Raw genomic sequence first — 14892 nt, forward strand, 5'->3', positions numbered from 1 at the left:
ACGCAAGTGGCGTGAAGAAGGCAAACTGGCTCGGGAAGTCGGACTGGCTAGGGGGCGAACGCATGGACGGTGGGCCGCGGATGCCGGAGCAGCGGGTCTCCGGTTCCGCCGTGCTGCGGTTCGGAGTGCTCGGGCCGGTGCGGGCCTGGCGCGGGGAAGCGCCGGTCGCCACCGGGTCTCCGCAGCAACGCGCCCTGTTGGCGGCCCTGTTGCTCCGGCAGGGCCGTACGGCCACCGCGGCCGAACTGATCGACGCGCTCTGGGGGACCGAACCGCCCCCCAGGGCGCTCGCGGCCGTGCGGACCTACGCGTCCCGGCTGCGCAAGGTGCTCGAACCCGGCGTCCTGGTCAGCGAGTCCAGCGGCTACGCCATCCGCACGCTCGCCCCGCTGGACCTGGTCGTCGCCCAGGAGTTCGCCGCGCAGGCGGAGAAGGCGCGCGGCGGCGGGGAGTTGGGCCAGGCGCGCGAGTCGCTGAACCGGGCACTGGCGCTGTGGGACGGCGAGGCCCTGGCGGGCGTCCCCGGACCGTACGCGGAGGCCCAGCGGGTCCGGCTGGAGGAGTGGCGGCTCCAACTCCTGGAGTCCCGACTGGACATGGACCTGGAGCAGGGCAGCCACGCCGAGTCCGTCTCCGAGCTGACCGCGCTGACCGCCGAGCACCCGCTGCGCGAACGCTTCCGCGAGCTGCTGATGCTGGCCCTGTACCGCAGCGGCCGGCAGGCGGAGGCGCTCGCGGTCTACGCGGACACCCGGCGCCTGCTCGCCGAGGAGCTGGGCGTGGACCCGAGTGCGGGGCTCAGCGACCTCCAGCAGCGCATCCTGCGGGCCGACCCGGCGCTCGCGGAACCCGCCTCCGCCGCCGAGGCACCTCCCGTGGTCCTCGTGCGCCCCGCACAACTCCCCGCCTCGGTGCCGGACTTCACCGGCCGGTCCTCCTTCGTGACCGAGCTGAGCGACGTGCTGGCGTCGGCCTCGGAGGAGGAGGGCCGGGTGATGGCGGTCTCCGCGCTGGCCGGGATCGGCGGCGTCGGCAAGACCACCCTCGCGGTGCACGTCGCCCACCGGGCCAGGGCCGCCTTCCCCGACGGCCAGCTCTACGTCGACCTCCAGGGAGCGGGCCCCCGCCCGGCGGAGCCGCAGACGGTGCTCGGCTCGTTCCTGCGGGCGCTCGGCACGGCGGACTCGGCGGTGCCGGAGTCGCTGGAGGAGCGGGCCGCGCTGTACCGGTCGGTGCTGGACGGGCGCCGGGTGCTGGTGCTGCTGGACAACGCCAAGGACGCGGCGCAGGTCAGACCGCTGCTGCCCGGCACCGAGGGGTGCGCGGCGCTGGTGACCTCGCGGGTGCGGATGGTCGGGCTGGCCGGGGCGCATCTGGTGGACCTGGACGTGATGTCGCCCGAGGAGGCGCTGTCGCTGTTCACCAAGATCGTGGGCGAGGAGCGGGTCGCGGCCGAGAAGAAGGCCGCGCTGGACGTGGTGGCCGCCTGCGGGTTCCTGCCGCTGGCCATCAGGATCGCCGCCTCCCGGCTCGCCGCTCGCCGCACCTGGACCACCTCGGTGCTCGCGGCCAAGCTGGCGGACGAGCGGCGCCGGCTGGACGAGCTCCAGGCCGGCGACCTCGCGGTCAAGGCCACCTTCGAGCTGGGCTACGGCCAGCTGGAACCCGCCCAGGCGCGGGCGTTCCGGCTGCTGGGCCTCGCCTACGGCCCCGACCTGTCGCTGGCGGCCGCCGCCGCGCTGCTGGACCTCGGTCCGGAGGACACCGAGGACCTGCTGGAGTCGCTGGTCGACACCTCGCTGCTGGAGTCCGCCGCCCCCGGCCGCTACCGCTTCCACGACCTCGTACGGCTCTACGCGCGTGCCTGCGCCGAGCGGGACGAGCGCGAGCCCGGCGAGCGGGCCGCCGCCCTGTCCCGGCTGCTGGACTTCTACCTGGCCACCGCCGCGCGGGTGTACGCCATCGAGCGCCCCGGCGACCGGACCGTGGAGCACCTGCACCCCTACGACCACGAGGGGCTGTCCTTCGGCGGGCACCAGGACGCCCTTGACTGGCTGTACGCGGAGGCCGACTGCCTGCTGGCCTGCGTACGGCAGTCGGTGGCGCAGGGCAGCCTGCGCCGGGCGGTGGACCTGCTGCTCGTCGCCAAGGACCTCGCCGAATCGGGCGCCAACGCCCACCAGTTCGGGACGGCGGCCACCACCGTCCGGGACGCGGCGGCCAAGGCCGGGGACGCGCTGGTGGAGGGGCGGGCGCGCACCACGCTGGCCCAAGTGCACCTCAACGCGGGCCGGTTCGACGAGGCGGAGGCGGAGGCCGAGCGGGCGGTGGAGCTGGCCGGTGCGGCCGGGGACCCGTGGATCGACTGCAACGCGCCCAGCGAGCGCGGGATCGTAGCCGCGTACCGCAGCCGGCACGCCGAGGCCGAGACCTACCTCCAGCGCACCCTCACCGCCTACCGCGCCGACGGCAACCTGCCGGGCGAGGCGAGCGCGTTGTGCAACCTGTCGCGGGTGCACCTGTCGATGGGCCGGGTGGACAGCGCGGTGGAGCTGGCCGAGTCCGGCGTCGCCGTCTACCGGCACCTGGGCCTCACCGTCCGGCTGGCGAACGGGAGTTACGCGCTCGGTCTGGCGCTGGCCGAGTCGGGGCGGGCGGAGGAGGCGGAGGCGCGGCTCTCCGAGGCACTGACCATCTTCCGGGACAGCAGGCAGCGGCTCTGGGAGGGCATGACGCTGTTCCGCCTCGCCGAGGTGCGGCTCGGCGAACGCCCGGCGGCGGCGGCCGCGTTGGCCGAGCAGTCGCTGTCGGTGCTGCTGCACGTGGGCGGCGACTGGCGGCGGGCGGGCGTGCTCACCGTGCTGGGCAAGTCCCTGGACGCGCTGGGCGAGACGGACCGGGCCCGCGCCTGCTGGACGGAGGCGCTGAGCGTCTACGACCGGCTGGGCTCGGCGGAGGCGGCCTCCTTGCGCGCGCTGCTGTCCCCCGCGACGGCCGGGTGAGGGCCCGCCCCGCCGAAATGCGCGGGACCAGGCGTTCATCGTTCGTTTATCGTGCCCGTGCAGTCTTCTCGCAGCCGATTCGTCGTCACGGGGGCGGGCGGATCGGTAGTGCCGTCGGCCGCTGACGCGGTGGCCGGCTGTGACCGGGTCCGTCCGGAAGCCCTCGGGGGAGCGGCCGGGCGGCCCCGGCCACAACAGCACACCTCAGAGCAACGGAGTCCGTCGATGAGCGACGCCAAGAAGTCCGACGAAGTCACCACGCAGGAGAGCCACATCACCGGTGAGGGCGCCAAGGCGGCGGCCGCCCCGGAGGTGGCGCCGCAGGAGAGCCACATCACCGGCGAGGAGAAGGCCAAGGGCGACCTGGACGACGTCACCACGCTGGAGAGCCACATCACCGTGGGCGACCCGCGCTAGGCGCGGCACACACGCACGGGGGCGTGGGCCGCGGCGGAGCGGAGGGGGAGCCGCCGCGGCGCACGGGAAAACCGGGGGAACCGGGGGAACAACACGGGGGAACACGGAACGGCCGGGTCGGGGGACCCGGCCGTTTCCGTGTGCTCCGTCCCTCGCGTGCGCCCCTCAGCTCGTGCGGGCCGTCCCGGTGCCCTTCTCCGCGTCCAGCGCGTACACGCAGCGGTCCTTGCTGCACGCGTACACCACGCCGTCCTTGACGACCGGTGAGCCGGTGATCTCGCCACCGGTGGCGAGCTTCCAGCGCAGCCGGCCGTCGTCGGCCTTCAGGGTGTACAGCAGGTGGTCGGTGGAGCCGAAGTGGATACGGCCCTCGGCGACCGAGGGGGCGCCCACCACGTCGCCGCCCGCCTGGAAGCGCCACTTGGGCGTGCCGGTGACCGCGTCCAGCGTGTACAGGCCCTTGCCGCTGCCGACGTGCACGTGCCCGGCCGCCACCAGCACCGGTTCCACCGAGGAGCGGGCCTCGGTGGCGATGCGCCAGCGGTCGCGGCCGTCGGTGGCGTCCAGGGCGTAGACGGTGCCGAGGTAGTCGGCGAGGTAGACCCCGCCGCCGGTGACTGCCGGGCCCGGCACGAAGGCGGGCGGCGACAGGAACACCGCCGGGGCCTCGAAGTGCCAGCGCACCCGGCCGGTCGACACCTCGACGGCGAGGACCCGGCTGCCCGCGCTGACGTACACGTAGCCGTCCGCCGCCGGGGTCACCCGTACCGGCACCCCGCCGCAGGAGGCGGCGTCGCCGATCGGGTACGACCAGCGCTCGTCGCCGGTGCGGGCCTCCAGGGCGCGCAGCCGGGCGTCCTGCCAGACGTAGACCGTGCCGTCGTGCACGGCGGGGCCGGCTTCGGGCGACTCGAAGTCGGTCTGGCAGCCGGAGATCTCCCAGAGCTTGCGCCCGGCCGCCGCCTCCCACGCCTGCACCCCGCCGCCGCGCGTACCGGTGACGACCGTGCCGTGGTCGGCGTGCAGCGAGTACACCCAGGCGTCCGTGGACACCCGCCACAGGTCGGTGCCCTCGCGGGCGTCCAGCGCGAACAGGGTGGGCCCGTCGGAGGCGTGGATACGGCCGTCCGCGACCGCCATGGACCAGGCCACGTCCCGCGTCTTGAAGCGGCGCCGCCCGGTGGCCACGTCCAGGGCGTGCACCTCGAAGGAGGTGACGTAGACGAGGTCCCCGTCGACCGACGGGGTGCCCCACACGTCGTTGGACATCCGGAACCGCCAGGGCCGCCACCCCGCCGAGGTCTCCGGCAGCTGCGCCGGCACCGGGGGTACGGCGGGGTCGGCGCCGTTGACGCCGGGGCGCGGCCGGGACCAGCTCGCCACCAGGCCGGCCTCCGGCGGCGGCGCCTTCACGGCGGCGGCGCGGGCGTCGGCCACGCGCGGGCCGGGCCCGATGGGCACCTCCAGACCGGCCAGCCGCACCGGTCCGGTGCCGGGGCCGCCGGACGGCACCGGGGCGGGCGCCAGGACGACCGGGTCGTAGGACGGCGGCGGGGGCACGGCCGGGCGGCCGGCGCTGCGCGGGCCGGGCGGCAGCGGGGCGGGCTTGGCGGGCGGACGGCCGCCCCGGCGGGACTCGATGAGGGCGACGGCCTTCTCCGGCAGCCAGGCGGAGGCGGTGCCGGAGTCGTCCGAGCCGGAGCCGAACAGATGCGGGGCCAGCTGTGCCTGGAGGTCGGCCGGGGAGGGTCTGCCGGGCGCCTCCATCTGCATGCACGCCTCGATCAGCGGGCGCAGCTCGTCGGGCAGGCCGGTGACGTCGGGGCCCTCCCTGAGCAGCATGAACACCGTCTCGACCGGGTTGGCGCCGTGGAAGGGCGGGTGTCCGGTGGCGGCGAAGACCAGGGTGGAGCCGAGCGAGAACACGTCGCTGGCGCCGGTGACGCTGCGGGAGTCCTTGGCCTGCTCGGGCGACATGTAGGCGGGGGTGCCGACCGCGACGTTCGTCATCGTCAGCCGGGTGTTGGACACCCCGGAGGCGATGCCGAAGTCGATGACCCGGGGGCCGTCCTCGACCACCAGCACGTTGGACGGCTTCAGGTCGCGGTGCACCAGCCCGGCGCCGTGGATGGACTGGAGCGCCTCGGCCACGCCCGCCGCGAGCCAGCGCACCGCCTGGGCCGGGAGCGGCCCGCAGTCGTTCACTATCTCCTCGAGCGAGGGCGCGGGGACGTACGCGGTGGCCAGCCAGGGCACCGCGGCACGCGGGTCGGCGTCGACGACGGCGGCCGTGTAGAAGCCGGAGACCGCGCGGGCCGCCTCCACCTCGCGGGTGAAGCGGACCCGGAAGAGCTGGTCCTCGGCCAGCTCCGTGCGGACCGTCTTGATGGCCACCCGCCGCCCCGACGCCGAGCGCGCCAGATAGACCAGCCCCATGCCGCCGGCGCCCAGCCGGCCCAGCACCTCGAACGGCCCGATCCGCCGCGGATCGTGCTGCGTAAGCTGATCCACCACTTGCCTGCCACCTCCCCGTACGAGCCGCGTCTTCCGCCTTTGGACGCGACCGAAGTGCAGCGTCTCACCACCGCACCGCCCTGGCGGCACGCACCCCGATTCTTCCTGGCCGGGCGGCCGGTTGCGAACCCGGTGGCGAATCGGGGTGTCTCGTGCCCTATCCCGTCATTTCACCGCCCCCGCGGCACCCCGTCACCGGGTCAGCAGCGCGAAGGACGCCCCTTGATTGTCCGTGACGACCGCCACCCGTCCGTACGACGCGTCGAAGGGCGGCACCTGGACCCGGCCGCCGAGGCGCCGGACGACCGCGAGGGCGGCGTCCAGGTCGCCGACGCGGAAGTGGACGAGGAAGTGCGCGGGCATCTCGGCCGGGAACACGTCGGTGATCAGGGCGCGGCCGAAGTCGGGATCGGCGCCGGAGCCGAAGAGGGCCTCGTGGAAGAGATCGCCGTAGAAGGTGTTCGCGGCGCGGGGTTCGGGGGTGTACAGCTCGGTCCACACGAAGGCGCCCGGCTCGTGGCGGCGTCCGAAGCCCCGGTGGCCGTCGGACTGCCACAGCCCGAAGACCGCGCCCTCGGGGTCGGTGACCAGGGCGGCGGCACCGAGGTCGGCCACCGCGAAGGGGCCGGAGATCAGGCGGCCGCCGGCCTCGGTGATCCTGGCGGTCAGGGCGCGGGCGTCCGGGGTGGCGAAGTACACCGTCCAGACGGTGGGCATCCGGCCGTCGGTCTTGGGCGCGAGGGAGGCGACCGGTTCGCCGTCCAGCCGGGCCCAGACGGAGCCGCCGGGGGCGTCCTCCCCGTCGAAGGTCCACCCGAACAGCTCGCCGTAGAACCGCTTGCCCGCCTCGACGTCGGGGAGCTGGGCGTCCGCCCAGCAGGGTGTGCCCTCTCCGTACATCGATGCGCTGTTTTCGGCCATGTCGTCAAAGTAACCGGGACCCGCGCACCCCGCAGGACCAGGGAAAGCTTGCCTCTGCCGGGGTCGCACCCCATTTGCAGTCGGCCGAATCGCGCTCCTGCCCCCCGTCGGTAAGCTGACGGCATGACAGGACAAGTGCGTACCGTCGACGGCCGGGTGGCCGGCCGGCGTGGGCAGGCGACCCGGCAGAAGCTGCTCGACTGCCTCAGCGAGATGCTCAGCTCCTCCCCGTACCGAGATGTCAAGGTCATCGATGTCGCGCGGAAGGCGGGCACCTCGCCCGCGACCTTCTACCAGTACTTCCCGGACGTCGAGGGCGCCGTCCTGGAGATCGCCGACTCGATGGCCGCCGAGAGCGCCGAACTGACCGAGCTGCTGGCCGGGCGCACCTGGACCGGCAAGGCGGGGTGGCAGACCGCGCAGGACCTGGTGGACGGCTTCCTGGACTTCTACCGGCGCCACGACGCGATCCTGCGCGTGGTCGACCTGGCGGCGGCCGAGGGCGACAAACGGTTCAACAAGCTGCGGATGAAGATCCTGAACGCGGTGAACGGCTCCCTCTCCGAGGCGGTCACCGAGCTGAAGGCCAAGGGCCGGGTGGACAAGGACGTGAACCCGGCGGCGATCGCCGGTTCCCTCGTCACCATGCTGGCCTCGGTCGCGGCCCACCATAAGGGCTTCACCGCCTGGGGTGTGAAGCAGGCCGAGATCAAGCCGAACCTGGCGCTGCTGATCTATCTGGGAGTGACCGGCAAGAAGCCCACGAAGTAGCGACCGGCACCCGCACCGGCCCCAAGTCCTGTCTGGCAGGCGGTGGTCCACCTCGGCGTGGACCACCGCCTGTCGCCGTGTCCGGGGAGGGACGCGGCGGCGGATACTCGGGCTCATGGCACACGAGGCACATCAGGCACCCGACGAACTCGACGGGCTGCTGCGCTCCCTGAAGGTCTGGTCCCCGGACATCACCGAGCTGCGGCCCTTCGACCCGGACACCGCTCCCCCGACCCCGCTCCCCCTGTTCACCGCCTGGCTGGCCGACGCGGCGCGGGCGGGCCAGCCGGAGCCGCACGCCATGTCCCTGGCGACGGTGGACGAGGAGGGCCGCCCGGACGTACGCGTCCTGCTGCTGCACGGCGCCGACGCCGACGCCTGGACCTTCGGCACCCACTCCACCAGCCGCAAGGGGCGCGACCTGATCGCCCACCCGTACGCCGCCCTCGCCTTCTACTGGCCGGCGCTGGGCCGCCAGGTCCGGGTGCGCGGCCCGGTCACGGCCGCCCCCGCCGAGGCCGCCCAGGCCGACCTCCGGGCCCGCTCCACCGGCGCCCTGGCCGCCGCCCTCACCGGCCGGCAGAGCGAGGACCTCGGCTCGCTGGCCGAGCTGCGCCGGGCCTCCGAGGACGCCTGGTCCCAGGCCCGCGAGCACCCCACGACACCCGCCCCGACCTGGAACCTCTACCGTCTCCACCCCCGCACGGTGGAGTTCTTCCAGGGCGACCCGGACCGCCGCCACGTCCGCCTGGAGTACCGGCGCACCGAGTTCGGCTGGGAGCGGTGCCTGCTGTGGCCGTGAGGGCGGTCAGGCGAACGTCCAGGTGGCGAAGTCCGCGACCGGGCGGTAGCCGAGCCGCTGATAGAGCCGGTTGGAGACCGGGTTGGCCAGGTCGGTGAACAACAGCACCTCGGCCCCGGTCGCCGCCGCCCGCCCGCTCACCTCGGCGGTGACCGCGCCCGCGTAGCCGTGGCCGCGCAGGGCGGCCGGGGTGTAGACGGGAGCCACCCGGATCTGCCCGGCGCTCTCCGGCAGGTGCCCGGCGAGGGAGACCGGGGTGCCGTCCGGGGTCTCCCAGAAGGTGGCGCCGCCGTGCGCGAGGCGGGAGTCGGCCCACTGGAGGGGGTCCTGGAGAGCCCGCTCGCCGGTGTCCGCCGCGAACTGCGTGTACCAGCGCGCCAGCAGCTCCCGGTCGGCCGCGCCCGCCACCCGGGCACGGCCAGGCGGCACCCGGTCGGGCGGGGTCAACTCGGCGAGCCGGTAGAGCCGTTGCCGCTGGGACTGCTCGGCCGTCACCCCGGTGCGCAGCTGCCAGGCGGAGGCGAAGGCCGCCGAGGTCTCCCGCTCCGCCCAGACGCCGGGGACCCGGTGGCCCGCCTCCGCGAGCCGGCCGGCCAGCGCGGCCGCCTCCTCCGGGCCGAGGGGGGTGAGCTGGAGAGGGCGGGGCGGGGTGTGCAGCAGGGTCGCCCGGACGACGCCGTCCGCGTCGCGGAGCATGCCGAAGCGGGGCGGCTCGGTGCCGTGGGTGTAGGGGCCTCGCGTGCGCAGCGCCTCGGCGACGGTGAGCGTGACGGTGTGCAGGGCGGGTCTGGAGCGCAGGAAGTCGCCTGCCACGTCCAGGAATTCGGCCAGGTCGTCGGTCAACTGCCAGACACGGGGCTCCATACGCCCATCCTGAGTCCCTGACTTCTTTTCAGGCACGGCGATTTCGCGCGCGGCGCGGGTGTTCCGGTGCGTTCTGTCCGCATGCCGTACCCAGCCGTGATCAATCCGCAACCGATTCCGGTCTTGACCGAGACCCATCAATCGGGTGGGTGAATACGCTCGCGCTATGGCCGACTCGCGTGCTTCGTTCACGGACCTCTCCGCGACCCCCGCCGACCGTCCCGTCTATGTCGTCGGGGCTGGTCCGGGCGGTCTCGCGGTCGCGTACGCGTTGCGGGCGCGCGGGGTGCGGGCGGTGGTGCTGGAGAAGAGCGACCGGGTGGGCGCGTCCTGGCGGCGCCACTACGACCGGCTGCGGCTGCACACCACCCGGCGGCTGTCGGCGCTGCCGGGCCTCGCGATACCGCGCAGGTTCGGGCGGTGGGTGGCGCGGGACGACGTGGTCCGGTACCTGGAGAAGTACGCGGAACACCACGGGCTGGAGATCGTCACCGGTGTCGAGGTGTTCCGGGTGGAGAAGGCCGCCGACGGCGCGGGCTGGCTGCTGCACGCCTCCGGCGGACGCGAGCTGACCGGCGCCGCCGTGGTGGTCGCCACCGGCCACAACCACACCCCGCGCCTGCCGGAGTGGCCCGGCGCGGAGAGCTACGAGGGCGAGCTGCTGCACGCCTCGTCGTACCGGAACCCGAAGCCGTTCGAGGGCCGGGACGTGCTGGTGGTCGGGGTCGGCAACACCGGGGCGGAGATCGCCGTGGACCTGGTGGCGGGCGGTGCCTCGCGGGTGCGGCTGGCGGTGCGGACTGCGCCGCACATCGTGCGCCGCTCCACGGCCGGCTGGGCGGCGCAGTACACCGGGATCGTGGTGCGGCGGCTGCCGGTGCGGCTGGTGGACCGGCTCGCCCGGCCCATGGCCCGCCTCAGCACCCCGGACCTCTCCGCGCACGGGCTGCCGCGTCCGGAGGCCGGGCTGTACAGCAGGGTCCGGCAGGGCGCGATCCCCGTGCAGGACGTCGGCCTGATCGACGCGGTGCGCACCGGCAAGGTGGAGATCGTGGCCGCCGTCGAGGGGTTCGAGGACGGCAAGGTGGCCCTCGCCGACGGCACCCGGATCGCGCCGGACGCGGTGATCGCGGCGACCGGGTACAGCCGGGGCCTGGACTCCCTGGTGGGCCACCTCGGCGTGCTGAACGAGCGCGGACGGCCCACCGTCCACGGCGCCCGCACCCCGAAGGACGCCCCCGGCCTGTACTTCACCGGGTTCACCAACCCCATCAGCGGCATGTTCCGCGAGCTGGCGATCGACGCGGAGAAGATCGCCAAATCGGTGGCCCGGCGCCTGCGTTAGGTCTTTCGTTTGGATCAGGCCGGATCAGGGAGCGGGGTCCGGTGCCGTGGATCGCAAGGCGGAGGAGGGAGTCATGGCGGAGCCATGGCGAGTGACGACAACGCGGCGAGGCGCGGCACCGGGGCACGCGAGCCCGGCCTGATCCAAACGAGAGGCCCTAAGCCACGGCGAGCGCTGCGGGCCGGCGCCGGATCACCAGCGACATCAGCGCCGCCGCCGCGCACAGCGACCCGGACGCGTACCAGACCATGTCGTAGCTGCCGAAGACGTCGCGGGCGAAGCCACCGAGCCAGGCGACGACGGCCGCGCCGATCTGGTGCGAGGCGAGCACCCAGCCGAAGACGATCGCGCTGTCCTCCCCGAACCGCTCCCGGCACAGCGCCAGGGTGGGCGGCACGGTGGCGACCCAGTCCAGGCCGTAGAAGACGATGAAGAACACCATCGGCACCTTCACGGCCGGCCCCAGCAGCATCGGCAGGAACAGCAGCGAGACGCCGCGCAGCGCGTAGTACGTGGCGAGCAGCCGCCGGGAGTCGAAGCGGTCGGTGAACCAGCCGGAGGCGATCGTGCCGAGCACGTCGAACACCCCGATCACCGCGAGCAGCGAGGCCGCCGCCTGTGCGGGCATGCCGTGGTCGTGGGCGGCGGGCACGAAGTGGGTCTGGATCAGCCCGTTGGTGGAGGCACCGCAGATGGCGAAGCTGCCCGCGAGCAGCCAGAACTGGCCGGTGCGCACGGCCGAGGCCAGCACGGTGAGCGCCCGGCGCGCGGCCCCCGTCACCGGCGGCGGCTTGGGCACGAACTCCGTGGCCCCGTACGGCTTCAGGCCCACGTCGGCCGGGTGGTCGCGCAGGAACAGCCAGACGAACGGGACGACGGTGAGCGCGGCCAGCGCGACCGTGACGGCGGCCGGGCGCCAGTGGTGGTGCTCCACGATCCAGGACAGCAGCGGCAGGAAGACCAGCTGGCCGGAGGCGGACGCGGCGGTCAGGATGCCGCTGACCAGCCCGCGCCGCTCGGTGAACCAGCGCCCGGTGACGGTCGCGGCGAACGCCAGCGCCATCGACCCCGAGCCGAGTCCCACGAACAGGCCCCAGCAGAGCATGAGTTGCCAGGGCGCCGTCATCCACACGGTGAGTCCGGCGCCGAGGGATATCACGGTCAGCGCGATGGCGACGATCCGGCGGATGCCGAAGCGGTCCATCAGCGCGGCGGCGAACGGCGCGGTGAGCCCGTAGAGCGCGAGGTTGACGGAGACGGCCGCGCCGATGGTGCCGCGCGACCAGCCGAACTCGGCGTGCAGCGGGTCGATCAGCAGGCCGGGCAGCGACCGGAAGGCGGCCGCGCCGACGATCGTGACGAAGGTGACAGCGGCGACGAACCAGGCGCGGTGCACACGCCGGCGGCGCGGTGCGTCCTGGACGGGGGCGGGGGCGGGACGGGTCTGGGTCACGTGCTCCAGGGTCCCGGCACGGCCCGTACGCATCGAGTGGCCCGAAGGACAGTGTTCGCTAGGATCGGGCCATGACCGCTGAGACCCCGCCCGTGGACGGCGCGTTCCGCCCGCATCGCGTCGCCGTCCTCGCGCTCGACGGCCTCATCCCCTTCGAACTCGGCATCCCCCACCGCGTCTTCGGCCGCCCGACGGACGACCGGGGGCGCCCGCTGTACGAGGTGGTGACCTGCTCGATCCGCCCGCCGGGCCCGGTCGAGACCGCCGCCGACTTCGCGGTGGACGTACCGCACGGCCCGGAGGCGCTGGCGACGGCGGACACGGTGCTCGTCCCGGCGTCCTACGAACTCGGCCCGGTCTTCGAGGAAGGACGGCTCACCCCCGAACTCGCCGCAGCCCTGGCCCTCGTACGCCCCGGCACCCGCTTCGCCTCGATCTGCGTCGGCGTGTACGTCCTCGCCGCCGCCGGTCTGCTGGACGGGCGCCCGGCGACCACGCACTGGGCCGACGCGGCCCGGTTCCAGGAGCTGTTCCCCAAGGTCAGGGTGGACGCCGACGTGCTGTTCATCGACGACGGCGACGTGCTCACCTCGGCGGGGGTCGCCGCCGGGATCGACCTGTGCCTGCACATGGTGCGCCGCGACCACGGCACGGCGGTCGCCAACGACGTGGCCCGCCGCATGGTCGTCCCGCCGCACCGGGACGGCGGCCAGGCGCAGTACATCCACCGCCCGCTGCCCGAGCCGCAGCTGGCCACCACCACGGCCGCCCGCGCCTGGGCGCTGGGCCGGCTGCACGAACCGCTCCAGCTGCGGGACCTCGCCGAGCGGGAGGCGATGTCGGTACGCACCTTCACCCGGCGTTTCCGCGAGGAGGCCGGGGTGAGTCCGGGGCAGTGGCTCACCGCGCAACGGGTCGAGCTGGCGCGGCAGTTGCTGGAGTCGACGGACCTCTCGGTCGATCAGGTCGCGCGGGACGCGGGGTTCGGCACGGCGCAGTCGATGCGCCAGCACCTCCAGCAGGCGCTGGGCGTGACACCGACCGCCTACCGGCGCACCTTCCGCGCGGGCGCCGCCACCGGGGCGGGCTGAGCGCGGGCGGGACCGGCCGGCGGCGCGTCCCCCCCCCCTTGCCCCCGTCACCACCGGCCGGTGCGACCCACACTCGACGAGGACTCACCCCCGCATGCCCTCGCCGTCCCCTCGCGGCGAATCGCCGTCCCCAAGCCTCCGCAACGCGCGTACCACCCGTCAACACCGGTACGACGATTCATGCCCTATGCCCACTTCACATCGGGCGCGCACGGAAGCACACCCGGCGCACGCCCCCCGCGCGAAACGGGCGAACTTGGCCAGAACGCGTCCTGCAACACTTCCTGGAACGCGCCCTAGAACGCCTCGAAGAGCAGATCCTCGTAGGCGGCCGGCTGAACCCCGCACGCCGGAGCCGCGCTCTCACGGGGCTGGGAGCAGCGGTCCAGTTCGCACCAGATGCTCTTGCCGGCGCCCTCGGGGCTCCAGCCCCAGCGGTCGGCGAGGCAGTCGACGAGGGCGAGCCCCCGGCCGCCGGTGGCCTCGCGCCCGGCGCAGCGCGGCACGGGCGCGCGCGAGCTGGCGTCGGCCACCTCCAGCCGGACCGTCACCGAGGGCGCAGGATCGGCCCCGGCGGGCGGCACGGGCGGCGCGGGCGGGCCGCCGGGCAGCGACAGCCGCAGCAGCGCCGGGCGCCCGGTGTGCACCACCGCGTTGGTCACCAGCTCGGAGACGAGCAGGATCAGCGTCTCGGCCAGCGGCTCGTCGGCCGCTATGCCCAGCCCGGCGAGCCGCGACCGGGCCCACTCCCTCGCCCGCCCCACCTCTTCGGGGTCGGGCCGGATCTCCAGCGTCACTTGAAGCACCTGCACCGCTCACACCATCCGAACCGGCGGACACATGACCGCACGACGACCCGCCGCCGCGGCGCGAACCGCGACGAACCGCACGACGAGGGCCACGATCGTAGCCATTTTCTGCATGGCCAGAACAACGGCCAGAGCAAGCGTTACGGAACGTGATTCCCTTACGAGACAGCATGGTTGACGTACAGTCACCCCAACAAGCGCTTCGGGCATATTCCCGCGCGAAGGAGTACTCGTGCGGCATACTGTGCGACGCACGCGCCGGGGAGTCGAACAGGCGGCGCGCGGGGCCTCACCGGTGGCACTCGCGGTCGCGGTCACTCGCATCCCACCCAAGGTACCCGAGGCGTCGTCCGACTCCGGGCCGTGACGAGTCACAGTCGGAGTACGGGAATCATCTCCACGCTGCGTGACCTGTTTTCGCCACGATCCGCGACATCCAAGGCCAAGGATCGTGGCACCGAGGGCGCTCACGTCGGTCATGACGGCGCTCAGGCCGACAGCGATCCCGCCTCGTCGGCGGTGGCGGACTCCACATCCGGGCGGACGTCGAAGAGCCGGCGCACCCCGAGCGCGCCGAGGACCCGGTTCACGTGCGAACCGTCCTCCGCGCCCCGGTCGGGCAGGATCAGCCGCAGCCGGCCCTGGCAGGAGCGGATCAGCCGACGGGCCGCGATGAGCACGCCGACCCCGCTGGAGTCGCAGAAGAAGACCTCGGAGAGATCGAGGACCAGGCTGTGGCTCCCCTCCGCGACCACGTCGTGCACCCGCTGCCGCAGCACGGGCGAGGTCACCAGGTCCAGTTCGCCGGCCACCTGGAGCACGGCCCACTCGCCCCGTTCGGTGCCGGTCACTTCGAAAGCCACGGCCACACCTCTCCGCTCGGCGGATCTTGCGGAACCACCC

12 protein-coding genes are annotated in these 14892 nt (G+C 73.9%); 6 read left to right on the forward strand and 6 right to left on the reverse strand.

All coding sequences use genetic code 11. The features are described from left to right. Positions 1-62 precede the first annotated feature (62 nt). Positions 63-3002 (forward strand): SARP-family global regulator AfsR, encoded by a 2940-nt coding sequence (gene afsR, locus D0Z67_RS12440; protein ID WP_031184130.1) that lies wholly within the window; start codon positions 63-65, stop codon positions 3000-3002. Between the two features lie 225 nt (positions 3003-3227). Next, positions 3228-3419: a hypothetical protein gene (locus tag D0Z67_RS12445; RefSeq protein WP_031184129.1), complete on the forward strand. Its 192-nt coding sequence runs from the start codon at positions 3228-3230 to the stop codon at positions 3417-3419. Positions 3420-3584: 165 nt separating this feature from the next. On the opposite strand, the gene afsK is transcribed toward D0Z67_RS12445, so the two are convergent. Together afsK and kbpA are read right to left on the reverse strand one after the other, a co-directional pair. Next, on the reverse strand, positions 3585-5933 hold the full coding sequence (gene afsK / locus D0Z67_RS12450) for a protein serine/threonine kinase AfsK (protein WP_031184128.1): 2349 nt from the start codon (positions 5931-5933) through the stop codon (positions 3585-3587). A gap of 192 nt (positions 5934-6125) precedes the next feature. Further along, positions 6126-6854 carry an AfsK-binding protein KbpA gene (gene kbpA, locus D0Z67_RS12455; RefSeq protein WP_031184127.1) on the reverse strand — a complete coding sequence of 243 codons (729 nt, stop codon included), beginning with the start codon at positions 6852-6854 and terminating at the stop codon, positions 6126-6128. 135 nt (positions 6855-6989) lie between these two features. Here kbpA and D0Z67_RS12460 point away from each other — a divergent pair, with 135 nt between their 5' ends. Both D0Z67_RS12460 and D0Z67_RS12465 read left to right on the forward strand, forming a co-directional pair. Further along, a complete protein-coding gene (locus D0Z67_RS12460) occupies positions 6990-7625 on the forward strand; it encodes a TetR family transcriptional regulator (RefSeq protein WP_031184126.1) in 636 nt (211 codons plus the stop codon). A gap of 115 nt (positions 7626-7740) precedes the next feature. Then, on the forward strand, positions 7741-8427 hold the full coding sequence (locus tag D0Z67_RS12465; protein ID WP_031184125.1) for a pyridoxine/pyridoxamine 5'-phosphate oxidase: 687 nt from the start codon (positions 7741-7743) through the stop codon (positions 8425-8427). A gap of 6 nt (positions 8428-8433) precedes the next feature. Here the strand turns inward: D0Z67_RS12465 and D0Z67_RS12470 are convergent, their stop codons facing one another. Continuing rightward, the gene (locus D0Z67_RS12470) at positions 8434-9291 is read right to left on the reverse strand and encodes a GNAT family N-acetyltransferase (protein WP_031184124.1); all 858 of its coding nucleotides are present in this window, start codon (positions 9289-9291) and stop codon (positions 8434-8436) included. Between the two features lie 166 nt (positions 9292-9457). On the opposite strand from D0Z67_RS12470, the gene D0Z67_RS12475 reads away from it, so the two are divergent. Continuing rightward, positions 9458-10636 carry a flavin-containing monooxygenase gene (locus D0Z67_RS12475; protein WP_131589642.1) on the forward strand — a complete coding sequence of 393 codons (1179 nt, stop codon included), beginning with the start codon at positions 9458-9460 and terminating at the stop codon, positions 10634-10636. A gap of 157 nt (positions 10637-10793) precedes the next feature. On the opposite strand, the gene D0Z67_RS12480 is transcribed toward D0Z67_RS12475, so the two are convergent. Beyond that, positions 10794-12122: an MFS transporter gene (locus D0Z67_RS12480; protein ID WP_078873735.1), complete on the reverse strand. Its 1329-nt coding sequence runs from the start codon at positions 12120-12122 to the stop codon at positions 10794-10796. Between the two features lie 38 nt (positions 12123-12160). Between D0Z67_RS12480 and D0Z67_RS12485 the strand changes: the two genes are divergently transcribed. Next, a complete protein-coding gene (locus D0Z67_RS12485) occupies positions 12161-13180 on the forward strand; it encodes a GlxA family transcriptional regulator (RefSeq protein ID WP_031184121.1) in 1020 nt (339 codons plus the stop codon). Between the two features lie 296 nt (positions 13181-13476). Here the strand turns inward: D0Z67_RS12485 and D0Z67_RS12490 are convergent, their stop codons facing one another. Both D0Z67_RS12490 and D0Z67_RS12500 read right to left on the reverse strand, forming a co-directional pair. Continuing rightward, positions 13477-13977, reverse strand: coding sequence for an ATP-binding protein (locus tag D0Z67_RS12490; protein WP_031184120.1), 501 nt, complete (start codon positions 13975-13977; stop codon positions 13477-13479). A 500-nt stretch (positions 13978-14477) separates the two neighbouring features. Then, complete coding sequence (locus tag D0Z67_RS12500) at positions 14478-14858, reverse strand: STAS domain-containing protein (protein WP_031184119.1); 381 nt, start codon at positions 14856-14858, stop codon at positions 14478-14480. Positions 14859-14892: the final 34 nt, after the last annotated feature.

The organism is Streptomyces seoulensis (assembly GCF_004328625.1).
Taxonomy (GTDB): Bacteria; Actinomycetota; Actinomycetes; order Streptomycetales; family Streptomycetaceae; genus Streptomyces; species Streptomyces seoulensis.

Excerpts from the sequence above, each read along its gene's own strand:
- afsR (WP_031184130.1), top strand. The coding sequence starts at position 63 with ATGGACGGTGGGCCGCGGATGCCGGAGCAGCGGGTCTCCGGTTCCGCC.
- D0Z67_RS12445 (WP_031184129.1), top strand. The coding sequence starts at position 3,228 with ATGAGCGACGCCAAGAAGTCCGACGAAGTCACCACGCAGGAGAGCCAC.
- kbpA (WP_031184127.1), bottom strand. The coding sequence starts at position 6,854 with ATGGCCGAAAACAGCGCATCGATGTACGGAGAGGGCACACCCTGCTGG.
- D0Z67_RS12465 (WP_031184125.1), top strand. The coding sequence starts at position 7,741 with ATGGCACACGAGGCACATCAGGCACCCGACGAACTCGACGGGCTGCTG.
- D0Z67_RS12470 (WP_031184124.1), bottom strand. The coding sequence starts at position 9,291 with ATGGAGCCCCGTGTCTGGCAGTTGACCGACGACCTGGCCGAATTCCTG.
- D0Z67_RS12475 (WP_131589642.1), top strand. The coding sequence starts at position 9,458 with ATGGCCGACTCGCGTGCTTCGTTCACGGACCTCTCCGCGACCCCCGCC.
- D0Z67_RS12480 (WP_078873735.1), bottom strand. The coding sequence starts at position 12,122 with ATGCGTACGGGCCGTGCCGGGACCCTGGAGCACGTGACCCAGACCCGT.
- D0Z67_RS12485 (WP_031184121.1), top strand. The coding sequence starts at position 12,161 with ATGACCGCTGAGACCCCGCCCGTGGACGGCGCGTTCCGCCCGCATCGC.